The following is a 16608-nucleotide window of genomic DNA, read 5'->3' on the forward strand; positions in this document are numbered from 1 at the left end:
GGTTCTCCGCCATCTTCCGCATGGGGCCCGCCCTGTTCGGGCAGGGCCTGAACTTCATCGCGATGCTCCTGCCCATCATCGGGCAGGAAACCGGTCAGTTGGCGTACCTGATGCTGCCGCTGGCCGTGGCGACCGTTCTGTCCAGGACCACGATCCTGGGATTCCACAGCCGCTACCTGACGGTGAAGCCGGACACCCAGCGCACCGCCACGTCCGTGTCGTTGACCACCCTGGTACTGGCTGCCGCACTCTGCGGGGTGGTCGCGCTGGTCCTGCAGGCCATCCCCGGCAGCGCCACATCCTACGTCGCCGCCATCGCCGCGTGGACGGGTCTGCTGGTCATCACCAACGGCCTCTACTTCATGTCCGTCGCCGTGGTCACCCAGGAACAGAGGATGTCCGTGTACTCCACGGCGCGACTGGTCTACGGCATCGTGAACGTGTCCCTGACCGTGGTGATCGTCTGGGTGGTGCCGTTCCAGGCCGGACTGGTGCTGGTCGCGGCCATCAACCCATTGGTCGGCGCACTGCTGATCCTGACCCGTACCCGGAACTCACTGCTGCCCGAGCTGTGGCGGGACCTCCGGGTGCTGTTCGACCCGGACCACCGCCGCTACCTCGCCGGGTCGCGCCAGGCGACCGGGGCGACCTTCCTGTCGGAGTGCGGTTTCCAGATCCAGGGCTTCCTCACCCCGTTCCTGGGCCCCTACCAGGAGATCTGGGCGGTCGTCGTCCGCCTCACCGGCGGGTTCGGTTCGCTGGCCCAGCAGGTGATCGCCCCGTCCTTCGAGGCGAGGATCGCTGCGGCGATCCGGGAGGAGGACCGGGACGCAACCGCCAGGTGGTGCCGAATCTGTGCCTTCGGGGGAATCGCGCTGGGCGTGGCCTGCGCTGTGGTGCAGACCGGTGCGCTGCTGTTCTCCCTGCCGGACGACGACGCCCTCACCCCGCTGGTCGTCGCCGTCACCGCAGTGTTCTGCGTGGCCTCACTGTCCACCAACCTGTCGGTGAAGATCCCGCTGATGAAGGGGCTGGACCGGGCGTTCCTCGCCTGGTCCGTCGGGCGCCTGATTCCGCTGGTCGCGTTGCTGGCCACGGCGGACGGCGTGCTGCTGGGCGGCATCGTGACCGTGCAGACGCTGGCCGCGGTGGTCTTCCTGGTGATCGTCCTGCGCCCCTCGCGGGTCTGAGCACGGGAGCCACCCCGGCAGGCCTCAGCCGTAGGCGTCAGCGGGGGCCGGCGGACTCCGCCAGCATCTCCCCGTAGTCACGGCGGATCAGATCGGTGGCGGGGTCCCCGGCTGACACGCCACCGGCAGCACCCTCCACCTGCCCCACCTGATCCACCACGTCCTGCGCGGTGAGGTCGGGGCGGTACTCCGCCACACTCCCCAGCGAGCCGTACCAGGCGAACTGGCCGCTGAACTTGCCCACGTAACCGATGCCGACGGTGGGAACCCCACTACTCAGCGCGGCAACGCAGGCGTGCATCCGCGCCGAGACACACACCGGTGCCCCGGCGATCGCCGCCTTCGCCCCGGCGGCGGTGGCGGGAATGGTCAGGGTCACGTCCACCCCGGCGTCCTCGAGCGCCGCGACGATGCGGCGACCCAGTTCGATGTCCCCGACGCTCTCACGGATGTCGTGGACGACGACCTCGACCGGCCGTCCCAGGGTCTCGGCGACCCCTCGCCACAGCTCGACGAGGTGCTCGGTGGTCACGCCGTACATCCCGCCGAGATGGGCGTTCGGGACGAACACGACCCGCCCGGAGTCCACCGGGGTGCCGGACGGCTCCAGCAGGGCCGCAATGTCCGGGGTGCTGGGAACGGACCGGCCCAGGACCTCCGTGGCACGCCCGGCGGAGAGCGCGTCGCGGGCGCGGACCTCCACGTCCGGGGACAGGCCGCGCAGGATCCGGCGGGCATCGGGGTGGACCGTGGACGGCAGGCTGAAGTTCACCAGCGCCGCGGGCTGCCCGGCCTCCGCCGCACGGTTGAGCATCCGGACGCGGGTTGCGAGGATCGCGAGCTCGTAGTCGCCGGCCAGTGTGTCCGCCCCGATGACCACGAGGGGACCGCCGGTGAGTTCCCGCACCGTGGCGGCGGTCGGGGTGTTCCCCGGTCCGGCGGTGATGTCGCTGAGCTGCAGGACACCAACGCCGTCCGGAACGTCCTCCCGCCAGGGGCCGGACTCACCGGGGACGACGAGGTCGACGTCCCGTCCGAGTGCGCTGAGGCACTGCGCGGCGACGAGGCCCATCGCCTCGTCGCCGAAGGAGCCGTGGGACGCAGGGAGGACCACCCGGGTGCGCCCGACACCCGCCGGACGGTCCGCCGGGGTTCCCGCGGCCTTCAGCGGCACCAGGCCGTTGACCAGCCCGAAGACCCGCTGCCCGAGCCACTTCACCCGTGTGACCACCTGCTGGGCGCGTCCCGGCGCGGGAGCGGTGGCGGGGGACCCGGTCCCCTGCCCTCCGTCCCGGATCAGCTCCGCCAGGTCACCCCAGTCCGGTTGCGAGGCGACGCGTTCCACCGCTCCGGCGGACAGGGACCGGTACAGCCCAGGGTCGGTCAGGAGCTCCTCGATGCCGTCGGCCACATCGGCCGGGCTGATCGAATCGGTGACGACCCCGAAGCCCTCAACCTGGGACGGGATCGCCCCGACCGGTGTCCCCACGCACGGCACGGCGTGGGCCAGCGCCAGGGTCACCGGGCCGGACTGGCTGGCCTCGGTGTACGGCAGCAGCATGATGTCGAAACTGCGGACGATGTCGGTGACCTCCTCCTCGGGGATCCACCGGTTGTCCCAGGTGGCTTCCCCGCCGAGCGGGGTGTCGCGCAGCCGCTCCTCCGGACCGCTGCCGATGATCTGCAGCTCACAGGGCGGGGCACCCCGGTCACGCAGGATTCTCATGGCCTCCAGCGCAACGTCGATGCCCTTGTACTTCTGCAGCCGGCCGAACAGCCCGATAACCGGGACCCGCTCCCCCGCTGTCCCGTCCGGGAGATCACGCGGCTCGGTCGCGGCGTCCTGGAGGTCGAACGGCGGATGCGTCCCCGTACTGATCGGGACGCTGACCTGGTCGGACAGGACACCGGTCACCGCGTCCGAGAAGGTGACGATGCGGTCGGCCCGGCGCAGTTCATTGCGCCGGCCGATGGTCTGGACGATGTTCTCCTCACCCGGGTGGGCGGAGCCGTCATGGATGCAGGCCACGTACTCGGTGCTCCGCGGGATCAGGACGGGCAGTGCGAGGGACTGGTAGACGCTCTCCATCACGCAGACGACGCGCCCGACACCCCGTGCCCTGATCCACCGCCGCAACCGCAGCGAGTTCCACACCAGCCGCGGCAGGCCGAGGACCACCCCAGCGGTGGAGTTGTAGGTGGGCACCGGGAAGGACGGCACGGGTGTCGCCGCGAACCGCCCCGCGATCTCGGCGTCCGGGTTGTAGGAGAGGTATGTCGCGTCTGAAGTACCGTCCGCACGATCCCCGTCGGTGAGATCGGCGAGGAATCGGGGGCCACCACCGGTGCGCCCCCAGTGGACCCAGAGGGTCGGTGCTCCAGGCGGCAGGGTGAGGGACCTGTCGTCGTTGTTCATGGCTGTCATTGTAGGGCCGCCCGCCGATCCGTGCCGGGCGTGCGCGAGGGTCCGAACCCCTCCTGTGATGCCCGTCACCTGCGGATAGTTACCGTGACCTACTCTGATTGCCGTTGCTGCGCCCCCGCCACGGACCTACTATGAAGGGGCATCTCTCCATACCCCTCCCAGTGACATTCACCGTCATCCCTCACCACTTCTGTAGGACGGTTTCATGACTTCGAGCAAGACCCCGCCGACGGCCGGTCAACCGACCGCGCCGGCGGGCCGACCTGCCGAGCCCGCGGTGTCGCCCGCAGGGCGCCACCGCCAGGACGGGAGCAGGCTCCGCGCCTGGCTCGCCGGCATCTTCACGGTTCACGGCCGGAACATCCCCGTGGACACCCTCCGTGGTGTGGCGTGCATCTTCCTGGTGACGTTCCACGTGATCGGCTACTCCGCCTCCGACGGCATCCAGGTCAGCGACGACAGCGGCTTCCGCTACTACACCGACTCCGTCGACTACCTTCGCATGCCGCTGTTCACCCTGCTCTCGGGGCTGGTGTACGCCTGGCGTCCACTGCGGGGCATCGGCAAGTACGGGGCCTTCATGAGGAAGAAGGCTCGGCGGCTGCTGGTCCCCTACGTGATCTTCGTGCCGCTGATCGGCCTGTTCCAGACCTACGCCTCCGGGACGAACACCACCCGCCAGCTCGAGCCGTGGAACTGGCTGCTCTACTCCCTGAGCCCGTACTGGTTCCTGCTGACCACCTTCTGGCTGTTCGCCGTGGTCGCCCTGCTTGATTCCCTCGACCTGGTCTCCACGAGGACCAGCTTCGGTGCCCTGTTCGCCGGATCCCTGCTGGTGGTTCTCCTGTCGGACACGGAGGCCTTCCGCGTGCTGCAGGTCGGCCAGGCCCTCACGCTCGCGCCGTTCTTCCTCGCCGGGATCGGGATGGTCCGGTTCAACCTCATCCCCCGGCGGATGGTGGCGAAGGTGACGATGACCGTCCTGCTCGTGGCGGTGATCGTTCTGGTCCAGTTGTCCCTCAACGGGGTATTCGACCCCTTCGATTCACGGCACAGCATTGTCGGGATCGGCCTCGGCATCCTGTTCCCCCTGGTCTTCCTGGGCTGGAAACTGTCGAACCGTCCCCTGGCGTGGATCGGCGGCTACTCGTCGGGGATCTTCCTGCTGCATTCCTTCGCCGTCGGTGGGTGCCGCGCCATCATGTCCGTGCTCGGGATCGAGGCGGATGCCGCGGAGTTCGTCGTCCTGTCGCTCGGCGGGATCTTCCTCTCCATCGTCGGCGTCATCGTCCTCCGACAGTTCCAGGCCGGGAAATTCATTCTCGGCGAAAGCACGGCTCCCCGGAAACAGAAGGCCACGGCATGAACATCCTCTTCGTCTGCACCGGGAACATCTGCCGCTCGCCCGCGGCCGAGTATCTGCTCCGCGCCGCACTCGAAACGTCCGGCGACCCCGGTGCACAGGGGATCTCGGTTTCCAGCGCCGGGACGTCCGGCATGTCGGGGTACGGCATGGACCAACGGTCCCTGGCCTACCTCCGCGAACGCGGCATCGACGGCTCCGGGTTCGTCGCCCGCCGCCTGGACCGGAGGATCCTCAGGACGACGGACCTGGCCATCGGGCTGGAGAAGTCGCACGTGGACCGGTGCATGACCATTGCCCCTGCAATGATGCGGCACAGTTTCCGGCTCCACCAGCTGGCCGGATGGCACCGCAGCGGGGAACTGACGACCCTCGACGAGCTGCCCTGCCACCGGCGCCAGCTCCCGAAGGTCGAAGGGGACCACGACGACCCCGTCCAGTTCTCGTCCGACGCCGCGTACAACCGTGTCCTCGATGGTATCGCCGCCGATGTCCGGGACCTCGCCACCCTCCTCACCAGGGGCTGACCCCCACCCCTGCTCACCCAAGGACCCTCCCCCCATGCCGACTGCACCGCAGAAACCACGACTGACCTGGATCGACACCGTCAAGGGCATTGCGATTCTCCTTGTCGTGCTCTACCACGCGGTCGAGCTGGCCGGGCCCAAGGACTGGTCGGGCGAGCAACTGTCGATGCTCACGAATGCGCTGCTGACCGTGCGCATGCCGCTGTTCTTCGCGATGTCCGGCTACTTTTTCCTCCGCCGGGTCGACCGGCCCTGGAGCTGGCAGGTGCGCAACCGCATCGGCCCCTTCCTGTGGCTGTTCGTGCTGTGGACGGCACTCTGGGTGCTGGCCTTCGAGGTGATCCCGTGGCAGCGTGCCGAGGACAGCGGACTCCGGGACGCCCTGCTGCTGTTCGTGGACCCGTCCGTAGGCCCCTGGTACGTCTACGCCCTGGCCATCTACTTCGTTGCCGTCAAGCTGATGCGCCCACTCCCGCTGTGGACGCAGTTCGTCATCGGCGCCCTGATCTCCCTGCCGGTGGCCTGCGGATTCATCCACGTCGACTCATGGGTGTGGGAATCACTGCTCACCCACTTCATCGCCTTCCAGATCGGTGCGCTGGGCAACAGGGTCCTGGCGACGGTCGCGGAGCGGACGACCGCTGTCCGGATGCTTGTCGTCGGCTTCCTGTGGGGTGCGGCAACCGGGGCGCTGTTCCTCACCGACAACGGCCTGGACAATGTGTGGCGCATCCCGATCACCGCCCTCGGGATGACCATGGGTGTCATGGTGGCCACACTGCTTGACCGGCACGCGGGCTGGCTGAGGCTGTCCTGGTTCGGACGCAACACGCTGCCGATCTACCTCCTGCACGTCCCGGTCATCGGACTGCTCTACAGTCTCGACCTCGATCTGCCCCCCACCGCGGCCGTAGCCGTCGGCATCCCGTTGCTGACCACCGCACTGGCCGTTGCCGGGTCCCTGGTGGTCTGGCGGCTCACCCGTCGGATCCCCGGGCTGTTCATCGCCCCGTGGACCGGTGAGGGCGCCAACACCCGCACGGCAGCGGCTCCCGCGGAGTCACCGGCCGCCACCGAGTCACCCGCTCCCGCGGAGCCGCCGACCACGGCACCGAGGCCCACCCCGCCCACGCCGCAGGAGCGACCCGCCCCGGGGCGCCACCGCGCACCCGGACGTCACCGCGCACCCGACCCGAAGGAGTCACGATGAGCCGCCGCATAAGCCGTTCCCGGGTTGGCAGCCGCCTCGGCCGACGGGGCCGCCGCGTCGTCTGGTCCCTGCTCGCCATCCTCATCGTGCTCGCGTCGCTGTGGAGCTGGTTCGCCGTCACGAAGATCTACTTCCCCCGGCTCGACCCGGTTCCGCAGGACGCGGACGTCCTCTTCCAGGTCGGCGGCGCGTCCCCCCCGGACTTCCCGGCCGCGCGCGACCTGGCGCAGAAAGAGGGCATCCCCGACCTGGTGATCTCCGAACCCACCGGGAACAGGACGCTCCGGGACAGCTACTGCGGGCCGCTGGAGGGCGTCGAGGTCCACTGCTTCTCCCCGGACCCGTCCACCACCCGTGGTGAGGCGCAGGAGTTCGGCCGGCTCGCGGAGGACAACGGATGGGACACCGCCATGGTGCTGAGCACCGGACGCGAGCACGTGGAGCGGGTGCGCCTCTACGTCGAGCGGTGCTGGGACGGGGACCTGTCGGTGAACCGCCCCGCCTCCGAGCGGTCCCTCACCAACCACCTGTACCAGTCGGCGTACCAGACCCTGGGGTGGGCACGGGCGATGACCGACCGGGAGTGCTGAGCGGCATTCCTGCTGCGGCACCCGCGGGACGGAGGTAAGGTCAGGGCACCCCTCACTCTATTTCCATATAGGATCCTCCATGCCTGCGACCCAACGCGTCGCGTGGATCGACACGGTCAAGGGAGCCGCCATACTCCTCGTCGTGCTCATGCACGTCGCCACCGCCGCTGTCGGCCACGACTGGTTCGACGACCGAATCCTCGACGCCATGTCCCCCCTCCGTACCGTCCGGATGCCTCTGTTCTTCGCGATGGCCGGCTACTTCTTCCTGCGCCGCATCGACCGGCCGTGGCCCTGGCAGGTCCAGAACCGCGTCGGCCCGTTCCTCTGGCTGTTCCTGCTGTGGAGCGCACTGTGGACGTTGTCCTCCCAGGTGTTCCCCTGGAACGGCGAGGACTACTCGCTGCTGCAGCTCCTCGCGGTCCCCCTCGACCCGGCGTTCGGCCCCTGGTTCATCTACGCCCTGGCGCTGTACTACGTGGGTGTGAAGCTCATGCGTCCGCTACCGCTGTGGGCGCAGTTCGCCATCGGTTCGGTGGTCTCCCTGCCGGTCGCCTTCGACTGGATCACCATCGACAACTTCGCCTGGGAGCGCACCCTGACCCACTTCGTGGTCTTCCAGTTCGGCGTGTACGGGCACCGTGTCATCGCCGCCACGGCCGAGCGTGCATCCGTGCTGTCCCTGCTCGCCGTGGGCGGCCTGTGGGCCGCGGGGTTCGCCGCCCTGATCGCGCTGGGTGGGGAGCTGTCCTCCCCGGTGTGGCTGCCCCTGACCGTTCTGGGCATGGCGATGGGCATCATCACCGCGACATTGATCGCCCGGTACATGCCGTGGCTGCACCTCGACTGGTTCGGACGCAACACCCTGCCGATCTACCTGCTCCACATGCCGGTGATCGGGATTCTGCTGGCCGTGGAGCCGTCCGTCGACTCCTCGGTCGCCGTGGCCGCACTCGGCACGCTGTTGATGACGGCCCTCGCCGTTGCCGGGTCGCTGCTGGTCTGGCGGATCGTGCGTCCTGTCCCGGGGCTCTTCATCGCCCCGTGGCCGGGCGAGGGTGTGAACACCCTGCCCATGAGGGACGGGGCGGACCACACAGACGGGTCGGTACGGTCCAGCCGGGGTCCGGGCCGGCGGTCACAGCCGAAACACGCGCGCTAACCACCCCCGTTCGCCTGCCGTAACGGTCACTCCGTAGGCCATTACATCCAGGTTAAAACCAGCGTTACGCTGGTGACCAGCGGAGAGTCTCAGCTATACCATACCCCCATGGGGTACCCACCCGGCCACCCCCGCATGGCCGGGTGTCCCATTGCAGGTGACCACCTGGCCTGCCTACCTTGCTGCCACGCCAGTGAGGAGCAACCGATCATCTCCGGTTCTCTCCTCGAACTCGGGTGGTGGATAGCGTCAGTTTCGGTGTCTCTCAGCGTCTCAAACCGTGACCTCTCCGGCCCCCCGGCCACATATCGGCTGTTCCTCACTGGCCCCAAAACTCAAAAGGTCACCCCGTCCCCGGCTCCCCGGTCCCACACACCCCTCAACGGTCCGTGACGCACTCCTCGACAGACCAACAGTGCGCTCCACGGAGAACACCGGGAGCCCCCAGACTCTCCCCCTCCAGGGACGGACGACCCCGCAGAGTTACCCCCGGCCCGCGGCCGGCATCATCCACGATGCCGGCCGCGGGCCGGGGGTTTTTCACGTGTGCGGGCCCCACCCGGTGGCCGGGTGGGGCCCGCATACGAGAAGAAGACCCGTGGACGGCTGCACACTGCCCGTCCACGGGCCTCCTGACTAGGGGGTTAGTCGGTCACAGGCCGCCGAGCAGCAGGTGGAGTACATCGCCGACAACTCCGACGAGACCATCAACCAAACCAACGACACCATCAATAAGACCGGCAACAAGACCCATGGGGATTCTCCTTTTGAAGTGAGGGGTGGTGGTACCGGACTTGTTCCGGTACCGACGTTTTCTCATTCCCCGGTTGCTCCGGGGAACTGTCCACTAATCTACGAACCACCCATAACCGCCATGATTCCCCTCCATTAAAGGGTCATTACTCCGGACGACATCACTCCGAAACATACCGGGGCAGACCGAGCTGTACGGTTGTGCACAATTCAATTGCGGTCCACAATGGGACCATGACTTCCCTGGAACGCTCCCTCCCCCTCGACCACCACGTCTGCTTCGCCATGTACAACGGCATCCACAACATGCAGCGGGTCTACCGTCCGTGGCTCGAGGAGTGGGGCATCACCTACCCCCAGTACCTCGTCCTGGTCGCCATGTGGCGGTGCGGGGACCCCGGCGCCCCGGGTGGGATCCTCACCGTCAAGGAACTCGGTGAACAACTCCACCTCGACAGCGGAACCCTCTCCCCACTGCTCAAACGCATGGAGGCCGCCGGACTGCTGCGCCGTACCCGCAGCGAGGAGGACAACCGCCGGGTCGCCGTGCAACTGCTGGAGCCGGGCTGGGACCTCCAGCAGTCGGCGATCCGGATGCAGCAGGAGGTCGCCCACGCCCTCGACCTCACCGTCCACGAGGCCGAGACCGTGATGGACGTCGCCCGGCGGGTGGCCCTCCTCGCCGAGCACCCCTCCGGTGACCGGTGAGGGTCAGTCGCGGCAGGTGACGATCGGCGCTGGATCGTAGACCGTGGTGTTCGACTCCCTGTTGACGTCGCCGCCGTCCAGGTCCTTGATGGTCCGGGTGTCGGTCACCGTGAAACCGCGCGAGCCGCTCGACGGCGAGCAGTTGTCCCCGGACAGCTCGAGCGGCTCCGGGTCAACGTAGTTGGTCCGCTCGCTGGTGTCGGACTCGACCTCGACGTGCCTCACGCCGCGCAACGTCACGTCCACGGAGCTGGAGTTCGCGGAGGCCTCGATCATCACCGGGGTGTCGAAGGTGTTCTTGAACTGCAGGTCGATCGCACCCTCGAAGATCGTCGCCTCACGCCCCGCCGGGTACCGGTCGATGTAGTAGGAGTGCGGCGTGTGCGCGACATCCTCCATCCCCGCGAAGTAGGCCGCGTTGTAGAGCGTGGTGGCGAACTGGCTGACACCGCCGCCGATGGCCTTGTCCGCGTGACCGTCCTGGATGATGCCGGCGTCCACGAAGCCCTGGGCCTCGCCACGCGGACCGGTGTGCCCGTTCAGGCTGAAGGTCTCGCCGGGCAGCACGATCGCACCGTCCACCATCTCGGCGGTCCGCCGGATGTTCACCCCGGAGTCGTCGGCGAAGCCGTCGGTGGTGAACTCGCCCATCACGTCATCGAAGCTGGCACGCTCGGCCATCTCGGTGGTGTAGGTCGCGTCCTTCTCGTCGTAGGTGACCTCATGGCGGCGCTCACCGGTGTCGAGCAGCTTGTCCTCGATCGGGTCGAGCGTCTCGTCCCAGTTGATGAGTACCCCGTCCTGCGACGGGATGACCTGCAGGTCACGGCCGGACGCCTCGAAGCTGGCGTTGCGGAACTCGGTCTCGGTCCCGGCGAGCTGTTCGGCGAGGATCTCCTGGGCTGCCTCGCGGTGCCACTCGGGACGCATCTCGCCGTCCTCGGCCGCGAAGGTCACGATCCGGCCCATGTCCGCGGGCCGCAGCACGCCGTCGGTGTCGTCGCGTCCGGAGAAGACCACGTCGCCGTCGGTGACCTTGTCGACGTACTCGGTGACCGCGGTGTCCGCGGCGTCGCGCCGGACGTCGGCCTCGGTGACCTCGGCGTCGACGGAGATGGAGCGGTCCTCGTTGAGCCAGTGGTCCTTGACGTTCGTCCGGACCTCGTCGGTGTCCACGGTCTGTCCGGGAACGTCGTCGCCGATGTCGGCCGCGCCCCGGTCGTCGATGGCGAGGGTGGCGTTCTCCGGGTCACGGGTCAGCTCGTTCTCGACCCGGTCGAGGGTGTTGTCGAGCTGGCCGTCGTTGAAGGTGCTGACGATGCCGACCTCACGCTCCTGGAAGAAGCTCGTGATGCGGGTGATCGGGTTGAGCGGCTGCTGGCCCGCCTGCTCGATGGTCCCCGCCCAGTCGACGGACAGCCCGGACGTGGCCGGGTCGATGTCGGTGGACATGTTCCCGGCGGACACCTCGACCGGCGCCCGCGTGCCCTCGTCGAGCTGGTTGCGCAGCCGTGCCTCGGCCTGCTCCTCGGACATCGAGCCGACGTCCACCCCGCCCACGGTCACGCCCCGGGGTACGTTCCCGTCGCTCATGATGAGGTCCGTGGCGTACAGGACGCCGCCCAGGCCGATGATTCCGAGCAGTGTCCACAACCACCACCAGCGGCGCAGCCTACCGCCCCGGGATGAGTCGTCGGGGCTTCCCCACTGGTCGTCCGGGGAACCGGACGAACCGTTGGGGATGGCGGAGGCGGAGTCGTTGCTGGTCACGTCACACACAATAACGGTTAACGCTGCTGGACGGTACCCGTGGGGTGCATCCGGGGCGCGCGTACCGTATCAGGCACTACAGTGCCGGCCGGCCGCTCCCTCCAGTCGTCCCCGGTCGAGGTCGCCGTTCTCCACCGCCGCGACCAGACCGTCCACCGTCGCCTGCACATCCGCTTCAGTGGAGGTCAACGGAGCGTCCGCCCCGGCGCGCAGGGCCGCGACAACGGCCTCCGGGCCGGAGTGGGTGTCGGTGATCGCCTGCATTCCGGTGAGGTCGTCGGTGAAGATCACGCCGTCGAATCCGGGCCCGTCGGAAACCCCGTCCCGCAGCAGTCCGTAGGCCGCCGGGTTCAGCGAGGCCGGGGTGTCCTGGCCGAGCACCTCCCCGGCGTCCAGTCCCGGGGTCTGCATGTGGCCGACCATCACGCCCACGCCGTCCCGGTTCGCCAGAGCCGCGAAAGGCTCCAGGTCGGGACCCAGCTGGTCCAGCGGCGGGGTGCTGACCGTGCCGTGGTGGGAATCACCGGTGGCGTGTCCGTGGCCGGGGAAGTGCTTGATCACCGGGGAGATGCCCGCGTCCTGCAGACCGTCGACGGCCGCGCCGGCGTAGTCGGCGACGACCTGCGGGTCATCGGAGAATGCCCGGTCACCGATGGCGTTGTCACTGATCAGGTCGCCGCCCGCGAGGTCGACGACGGGGGCGAAGTCCATGGTGATGCCCAGCCCGGCCATCTTGCGGCCGTGTTCGGCGAACAGCCCGCGGGCCTGCCCCGGATCCATGGTCCCGGCGATCTCGCGGGCCGACGGCAGTTCCCCGATGATGCCGGCGAGGCGCTGGACCTGCCCTCCCTCCTCGTCGACGGAGACCGTCAGCTCGCCCCCGGTGCCACGCGCCATGTCCTTGAGTGCGGAGATGCTCCGGGCCGGGTCCCCCTGCCCGTCGAGCATCCCCAGGTCGGTGCCGGAACCGATGAAGATGTGACGCACCCCGGCGTCGACGGCTGCCGCGGCGTCGTCGAAACCGTTGACCCCGACAGCCAGGGAGGCCCCGGCGAGCTGGGCCAGGTCGTCGGGCACCCCGCAGGACGTGTCCTCCCCGGCATCGGGCGACGGGGACGCCGCGGCGTCCGGTCCACCCGCCGCCGTCGTCGCGGTGGACGGTACCGCCGACGGTGCGGGGGTCGTCGTGGCACCCTGCCCGCCGCCGTCGTCCGAACACGCGGCGAGCGCCACCGTGGTGGTCACCGCCAGCACTGCGGCGGGGATGCGGGTACGGAGGTGATCCGTTCTGGGCAGTCGTCCGGCATACACGGCCCCGACCGTACTACGCTCATGGGCATGGGAAGCGAATCCAGTAATGAAGCAAGCGAGAACATCGGGTCCTTCGAGGGCGACACCGTCCTGGTCGCCTACGACGGTTCCGACGAAGCAAAGGGTGCCATCGACTACGCCGGCCGTTTCCTGTCGACGAAGAACGCCTACATCCTGACCGTGTGGGAGCCGATCCACCGGCAGGCGGCCCGGACCGCCGGGATGAGCGGGATGATGCAGCACGACTGGTCGGCCGTCACCGACGACGACGAGGACCCGGCGTACACCGACGCCGTCTCGATCTGCCGGGAGGGCGTGACGCTGGCCGAGAGCCACGGCTTCGCCACGGAGCCGTTCCTGGTGGAGTCGGCGACCGCGATCTGGAGTGCGATCGTCGACGCGTCCCGCGAACTGGACGTGAGCATCATCGTGGCCGGATCCCGCGCGCTGAGCGGCTGGCGGTCCCTGCTGCAGTCCAGCGTGTCCGACAGTCTCGTCAAGCACGCGGGACGGCCGGTGCTGATCGTCCCGTCCGTCGACGATGACGAGGACGTCGACGGCGGAGTGGCGGAAAATACCGCGATCGACGATTCCACCCGGTAGTATCGCCACCGAAAGCCCCGACCACCCGACCGCCCACACCGACTGACGGGATTGACACATGCCCACCGAGACTGACTCGCAGCCCCGCCGCACCCTCGGCCCCGCCATCGCCTCCGCCGTGGTGGGGGTCGTCCTCGGCGGTGTGGCGGCCTTCGCCGCCGGCTCCATCGCGGACTCGAGCGACCTGCCGACGGCCGACATCTCCGTCGATGACGCGGTGATGGGCTCCATCCAGTACGGCGAGCGCCGGTAGTCTCGCGGGGGTGACACAGACCCTCTCCCGCCGCAGCTGGGGACTGGCGGCTTTTCTGTGGGCCGTCGTCGCCCTGCTCCAGGGGCCGGGACTGACGGTCGCCGACACCAAACACGACCTCACGGCCGACCCGTGGGGATTCCTCCAGCAGGCCCTGTCGCCGTGGACGGACGTGTTCCCGCTCGGCCAGCTCCAGAACCAGGCCTACGGCTACCTCTTCCCTCACGGGCTGTTCTTCGCACTGCTCGACCCCCTGCCGGACTGGCTGGTGCAGCGGCTGTGGTGGGCGCTCCTGCTGTTCCTGGCCTTCGCCGGGACGGTCAAGCTCCTGGAGGCCACCTCCACCGGGTCACGGATGTCCCGGCTGGTCGCGGCCACGCTGTTCGCGTTGAGCCCGCGGATCATCACCACACTCGGTGCGATCTCCTCGGAGGCCTGGACCATCGCCCTGGTGCCGTGGATCATGCTCCCGGTCGTGCGGGTCCTGCTCCCCGGGCAGCACGCCGGTGGCGGGCGACCACCGACCCGGCGGCTCGCGGCCGCCGGCCTGGGGTCGGCGGTGGCCGTGCTGTGCCTCGGGGCGGTCAACGCGGTGGCCACGCTCGCCGCGGTGGTTCCGGCGGTGCTCTGGTGGCTGGCGCAGGGCGTGTTCGCCTCGGGGCCGGACCGCGCGGAGGCCCGGACGCGCCGGCGGACGGCCTGGCGCCTCGCCGCGTGGTGGGTGCCCGGCGGGATCCTGGCCTGCTTCTGGTGGGTCGGCCCGCTGCTGATCCTGGGGCGCTACTCCCCACCGTTCACCGACTACATCGAGTCGGCGGGGATCACCTCCCTCTGGTTCAACCTGGGCGAGGTGCTCCGCGGGACGACCAGTTGGACGGCATTCCTCTCCACCGAACGCCAGGGCGGGTTCGCGCTGGCCACCGAGGCGGTGTTCGTCGCAGCGACCCTGGCTGTGGCGTTGATGGGTCTGGCCGGTCTCGCCGGACGCCGCATCGGGCGCCACGCGGCGGCACCGATGCCGTTCGCGGTGACCTGGCTGGTGGTCCTGGGTGCCGGCATCGCCGTGTTCGGCGTGGCCGCCGCACCCTTCTCGCCGTTGTCCGGTGTGGTCCAGGGCTTCCTGGACGGCGCCGGAGCGCCCCTGCGCAACCTGCACAAGTTCGATGCGCTGGTCCATCTTCCCCTGGTCGCGGGGCTCGCCCACCTGCTCGGCGGGCTGGCGGTCCCACCGCGCTCGTCGTGGAGGGAGACCTGGGCACGGCCAGAGAGGAACCGGTCGGTGGCGGCGGTCACCGCGGTGACACTGGTGGTGGCGGTCGCGACCGCCCCGGCCTGGACGGGACGGCTGGTGCCGGAGGACGGCTTCCGCAGCGTCCCGGGCTACTGGGAGGACGCGGCGGATTGGCTCAACGACCCCGCCAACGGGGCCTCCGACTCGCGGACGATGATCCTCCCCGAGGCCCGGTTCGGCCGTCAGACCTGGGGTAACACCCGTGATGAGCCGGCCCAGGCGCTGCTGGACGTGCCGTGGGTCGTCCGGGACTCCGTCCCGTTGGTGCCGCCGGAGGCGATACGCGGGCTCGACGGTGTCACCGGCGAGTTCTCCCCCGACGGCGCGGCCGGGGCCAACCCCGCCCTGGCCGACGCCCTGCTGCAGCAGGGGGTGGGCCTGGTGCTGGTCCGTACCGACCTGACCCGTACCGCGGACACCCCCGGTGCCCGCGGTGTCCTGCGCACGCTGACCTCCTCCGCCGCGTCGGACGGGTTCAGCGAGGTGGCGTCCTTCGGGGAGGAGGATTCCGTCCGGATCTTCCGCGTCGACGGCAACGGGGGCCCGGCGGACCGCCCGGCCAACTCCACGGAGCCGCGGGTGGTCGATGCGCAGGACCTCGAGGTCACCGCCGGGGGCCCGGAGGTTCTCCCCCGGCTGGCCGCGGCCGATGCGGCGGCGGGCAACCGTCCACGTGACCGCGTCCTGAGCCAGGACGCCGGTGCCGGTGGACTCCCCGGCCCCGACGGCGTGGACACCGTCACCGACACCCCGGCACTGCGTGAGCACAACTACGGCAATGTCACCGGGTCCACCTCGGACATCCGCGCCACCGGGGACCCGCGACGGACACGCAACCCGGTCGCCGACTACCCCGCCGGGCTCGACGACGACCAGCTCACCCGGGTCAGGGAGACCGGTGGCCGGATCACCGCGAGTTCCTCGGCCTCCGACCCGACGTCCCTGGGCGGGGCGCAGCCGTACTCCGGGGTGACCGCGGCCGTGGACGGCTCCCCGGAGACCGCGTGGCGGCCCGGGGCCGGGTCCCCGATCAACGAGTGGATCGACCTCGAGCTCGACGAGCCGGTGTCCCGGATGTCGCTGAACGCCCGTGCGTCCGGCGGCCCGATCCGGGTGCAGGCCACCACGTACCTCGGGGACCGGACGGTCGCCTCGACGACGGTGCTGGTCCCCGGCTACCGGGAGGACGGGGACGACCGCCCGGTCCTGCTGCCCGCCGGGGAGGCCGACCGTGTCCACCTGCGGATCGTCGGGGCCTGGGGAGGTGCCGGTCTCAGCGGGCTGTCGCTGACGGAGACCGCGTCCGGCGCCGATGTGACCCCGCGCCGCGACATCGTGGTGCCCGCCGGCGACGACAATCCGGGACGGTGGGTGCTCGGGCAGGAGATCAACGAGTTCGAGATGCGGCGCATCATCACCGTCGGCCGGAAAACCACCGTGACGCTGGACTCC

At 69.5% G+C, this 16608-nt stretch carries 12 protein-coding genes and 1 pseudogene; 10 read left to right on the forward strand and 3 right to left on the reverse strand.

Annotated elements, in window-relative coordinates; all coding sequences use genetic code 11:
* Positions 1 to 20 precede the first annotated feature (20 nt).
* On the forward strand, positions 21 to 1190 hold the full coding sequence (locus ACTIL2_RS06985) for a hypothetical protein (protein ID WP_442336732.1): 1170 nt from the start codon (positions 21 to 23) through the stop codon (positions 1188 to 1190).
* A gap of 37 nt (positions 1191 to 1227) precedes the next feature.
* On the opposite strand, the gene ACTIL2_RS06990 is transcribed toward ACTIL2_RS06985, so the two are convergent.
* Positions 1228 to 3606 carry a glycosyltransferase gene (locus ACTIL2_RS06990; protein WP_442336733.1) on the reverse strand — a complete coding sequence of 793 codons (2379 nt, stop codon included), beginning with the start codon at positions 3604 to 3606 and terminating at the stop codon, positions 1228 to 1230.
* A gap of 214 nt (positions 3607 to 3820) precedes the next feature.
* Here ACTIL2_RS06990 and ACTIL2_RS06995 point away from each other — a divergent pair, with 214 nt between their 5' ends.
* From ACTIL2_RS06995 to ACTIL2_RS07020, 6 genes are all read left to right on the forward strand, one after another.
* Positions 3821 to 4981, forward strand: coding sequence for an acyltransferase family protein (locus ACTIL2_RS06995; protein WP_442336734.1), 1161 nt, complete (start codon positions 3821 to 3823; stop codon positions 4979 to 4981).
* Positions 4978 to 5505: an arsenate reductase/protein-tyrosine-phosphatase family protein gene (locus ACTIL2_RS07000; RefSeq protein WP_442336735.1), complete on the forward strand. Its 528-nt coding sequence runs from the start codon at positions 4978 to 4980 to the stop codon at positions 5503 to 5505. The genes ACTIL2_RS06995 and ACTIL2_RS07000 overlap by 4 nt, the downstream gene beginning before the upstream one ends.
* 34 nt (positions 5506 to 5539) lie before the next feature.
* Positions 5540 to 6715, forward strand: a complete 1176-nt coding sequence (locus ACTIL2_RS07005) for an acyltransferase family protein (RefSeq protein WP_442336736.1) — start codon at positions 5540 to 5542, stop codon at positions 6713 to 6715.
* A complete protein-coding gene (locus ACTIL2_RS07010; protein ID WP_442336737.1) occupies positions 6712 to 7305 on the forward strand; it encodes a hypothetical protein in 594 nt (197 codons plus the stop codon). The genes ACTIL2_RS07005 and ACTIL2_RS07010 overlap by 4 nt, the downstream gene beginning before the upstream one ends.
* A 79-nt stretch (positions 7306 to 7384) precedes the next feature.
* Positions 7385 to 8467, forward strand: a complete 1083-nt coding sequence (locus ACTIL2_RS07015; RefSeq protein WP_442336738.1) for an acyltransferase family protein — start codon at positions 7385 to 7387, stop codon at positions 8465 to 8467.
* Between the two features lie 987 nt (positions 8468 to 9454).
* Complete coding sequence (locus tag ACTIL2_RS07020) at positions 9455 to 9928, forward strand: MarR family winged helix-turn-helix transcriptional regulator (RefSeq protein WP_442336739.1); 474 nt, start codon at positions 9455 to 9457, stop codon at positions 9926 to 9928.
* Positions 9929 to 9931: 3 nt separating this feature from the next.
* Here ACTIL2_RS07020 and ACTIL2_RS07025 read toward each other — a convergent pair whose 3' ends face one another.
* Together ACTIL2_RS07025 and ACTIL2_RS07030 are read right to left on the reverse strand one after the other, a co-directional pair.
* Entirely contained in the window at positions 9932 to 11698 is a 1767-nt protein-coding gene (locus tag ACTIL2_RS07025) for a VanW family protein (protein ID WP_442336740.1), read from the reverse strand.
* A 69-nt stretch (positions 11699 to 11767) separates the two neighbouring features.
* Positions 11768 to 13009: a glycoside hydrolase family 3 N-terminal domain-containing protein gene (locus tag ACTIL2_RS07030; RefSeq protein WP_442336741.1), complete on the reverse strand. Its 1242-nt coding sequence runs from the start codon at positions 13007 to 13009 to the stop codon at positions 11768 to 11770.
* A 27-nt stretch (positions 13010 to 13036) separates the two neighbouring features.
* Here ACTIL2_RS07030 and ACTIL2_RS07035 point away from each other — a divergent pair, with 27 nt between their 5' ends.
* From ACTIL2_RS07035 to ACTIL2_RS07045, 3 genes and pseudogenes are all read left to right on the forward strand, one after another.
* A complete protein-coding gene (locus ACTIL2_RS07035) occupies positions 13037 to 13612 on the forward strand; it encodes a universal stress protein (RefSeq protein WP_442336742.1) in 576 nt (191 codons plus the stop codon).
* Between the two features lie 58 nt (positions 13613 to 13670).
* Positions 13671 to 13865 carry a DUF2613 domain-containing protein gene (locus tag ACTIL2_RS07040; RefSeq protein ID WP_442336743.1) on the forward strand — a complete coding sequence of 65 codons (195 nt, stop codon included), beginning with the start codon at positions 13671 to 13673 and terminating at the stop codon, positions 13863 to 13865.
* 10 nt (positions 13866 to 13875) lie between these two features.
* Positions 13876 to 15987 (forward strand): annotated as a pseudogene (locus ACTIL2_RS07045) (alpha-(1->3)-arabinofuranosyltransferase domain-containing protein); the annotation flags it as partial.
* Between the last annotated feature and the right edge of the window lie 621 nt (positions 15988 to 16608).

The organism is Corynebacterium sp. (genome assembly GCF_052107835.1).
In the GTDB taxonomy this organism is placed as follows: domain Bacteria; phylum Actinomycetota; class Actinomycetes; order Mycobacteriales; family Mycobacteriaceae; genus Corynebacterium.

Coding starts and splice junctions, on each gene's coding strand:
- ACTIL2_RS06985 (WP_442336732.1), top strand. CDS start 21: ATGGGGCCCGCCCTGTTCGGGCAGGGCCTGAACTTCATCGCGATGCTC.
- ACTIL2_RS06990 (WP_442336733.1), bottom strand. CDS start 3,606: ATGAACAACGACGACAGGTCCCTCACCCTGCCGCCTGGAGCACCGACC.
- ACTIL2_RS06995 (WP_442336734.1), top strand. CDS start 3,821: ATGACTTCGAGCAAGACCCCGCCGACGGCCGGTCAACCGACCGCGCCG.
- ACTIL2_RS07000 (WP_442336735.1), top strand. CDS start 4,978: ATGAACATCCTCTTCGTCTGCACCGGGAACATCTGCCGCTCGCCCGCG.
- ACTIL2_RS07005 (WP_442336736.1), top strand. CDS start 5,540: ATGCCGACTGCACCGCAGAAACCACGACTGACCTGGATCGACACCGTC.
- ACTIL2_RS07010 (WP_442336737.1), top strand. CDS start 6,712: ATGAGCCGCCGCATAAGCCGTTCCCGGGTTGGCAGCCGCCTCGGCCGA.
- ACTIL2_RS07015 (WP_442336738.1), top strand. CDS start 7,385: ATGCCTGCGACCCAACGCGTCGCGTGGATCGACACGGTCAAGGGAGCC.
- ACTIL2_RS07020 (WP_442336739.1), top strand. CDS start 9,455: ATGACTTCCCTGGAACGCTCCCTCCCCCTCGACCACCACGTCTGCTTC.
- ACTIL2_RS07035 (WP_442336742.1), top strand. CDS start 13,037: ATGGGAAGCGAATCCAGTAATGAAGCAAGCGAGAACATCGGGTCCTTC.
- ACTIL2_RS07040 (WP_442336743.1), top strand. CDS start 13,671: ATGCCCACCGAGACTGACTCGCAGCCCCGCCGCACCCTCGGCCCCGCC.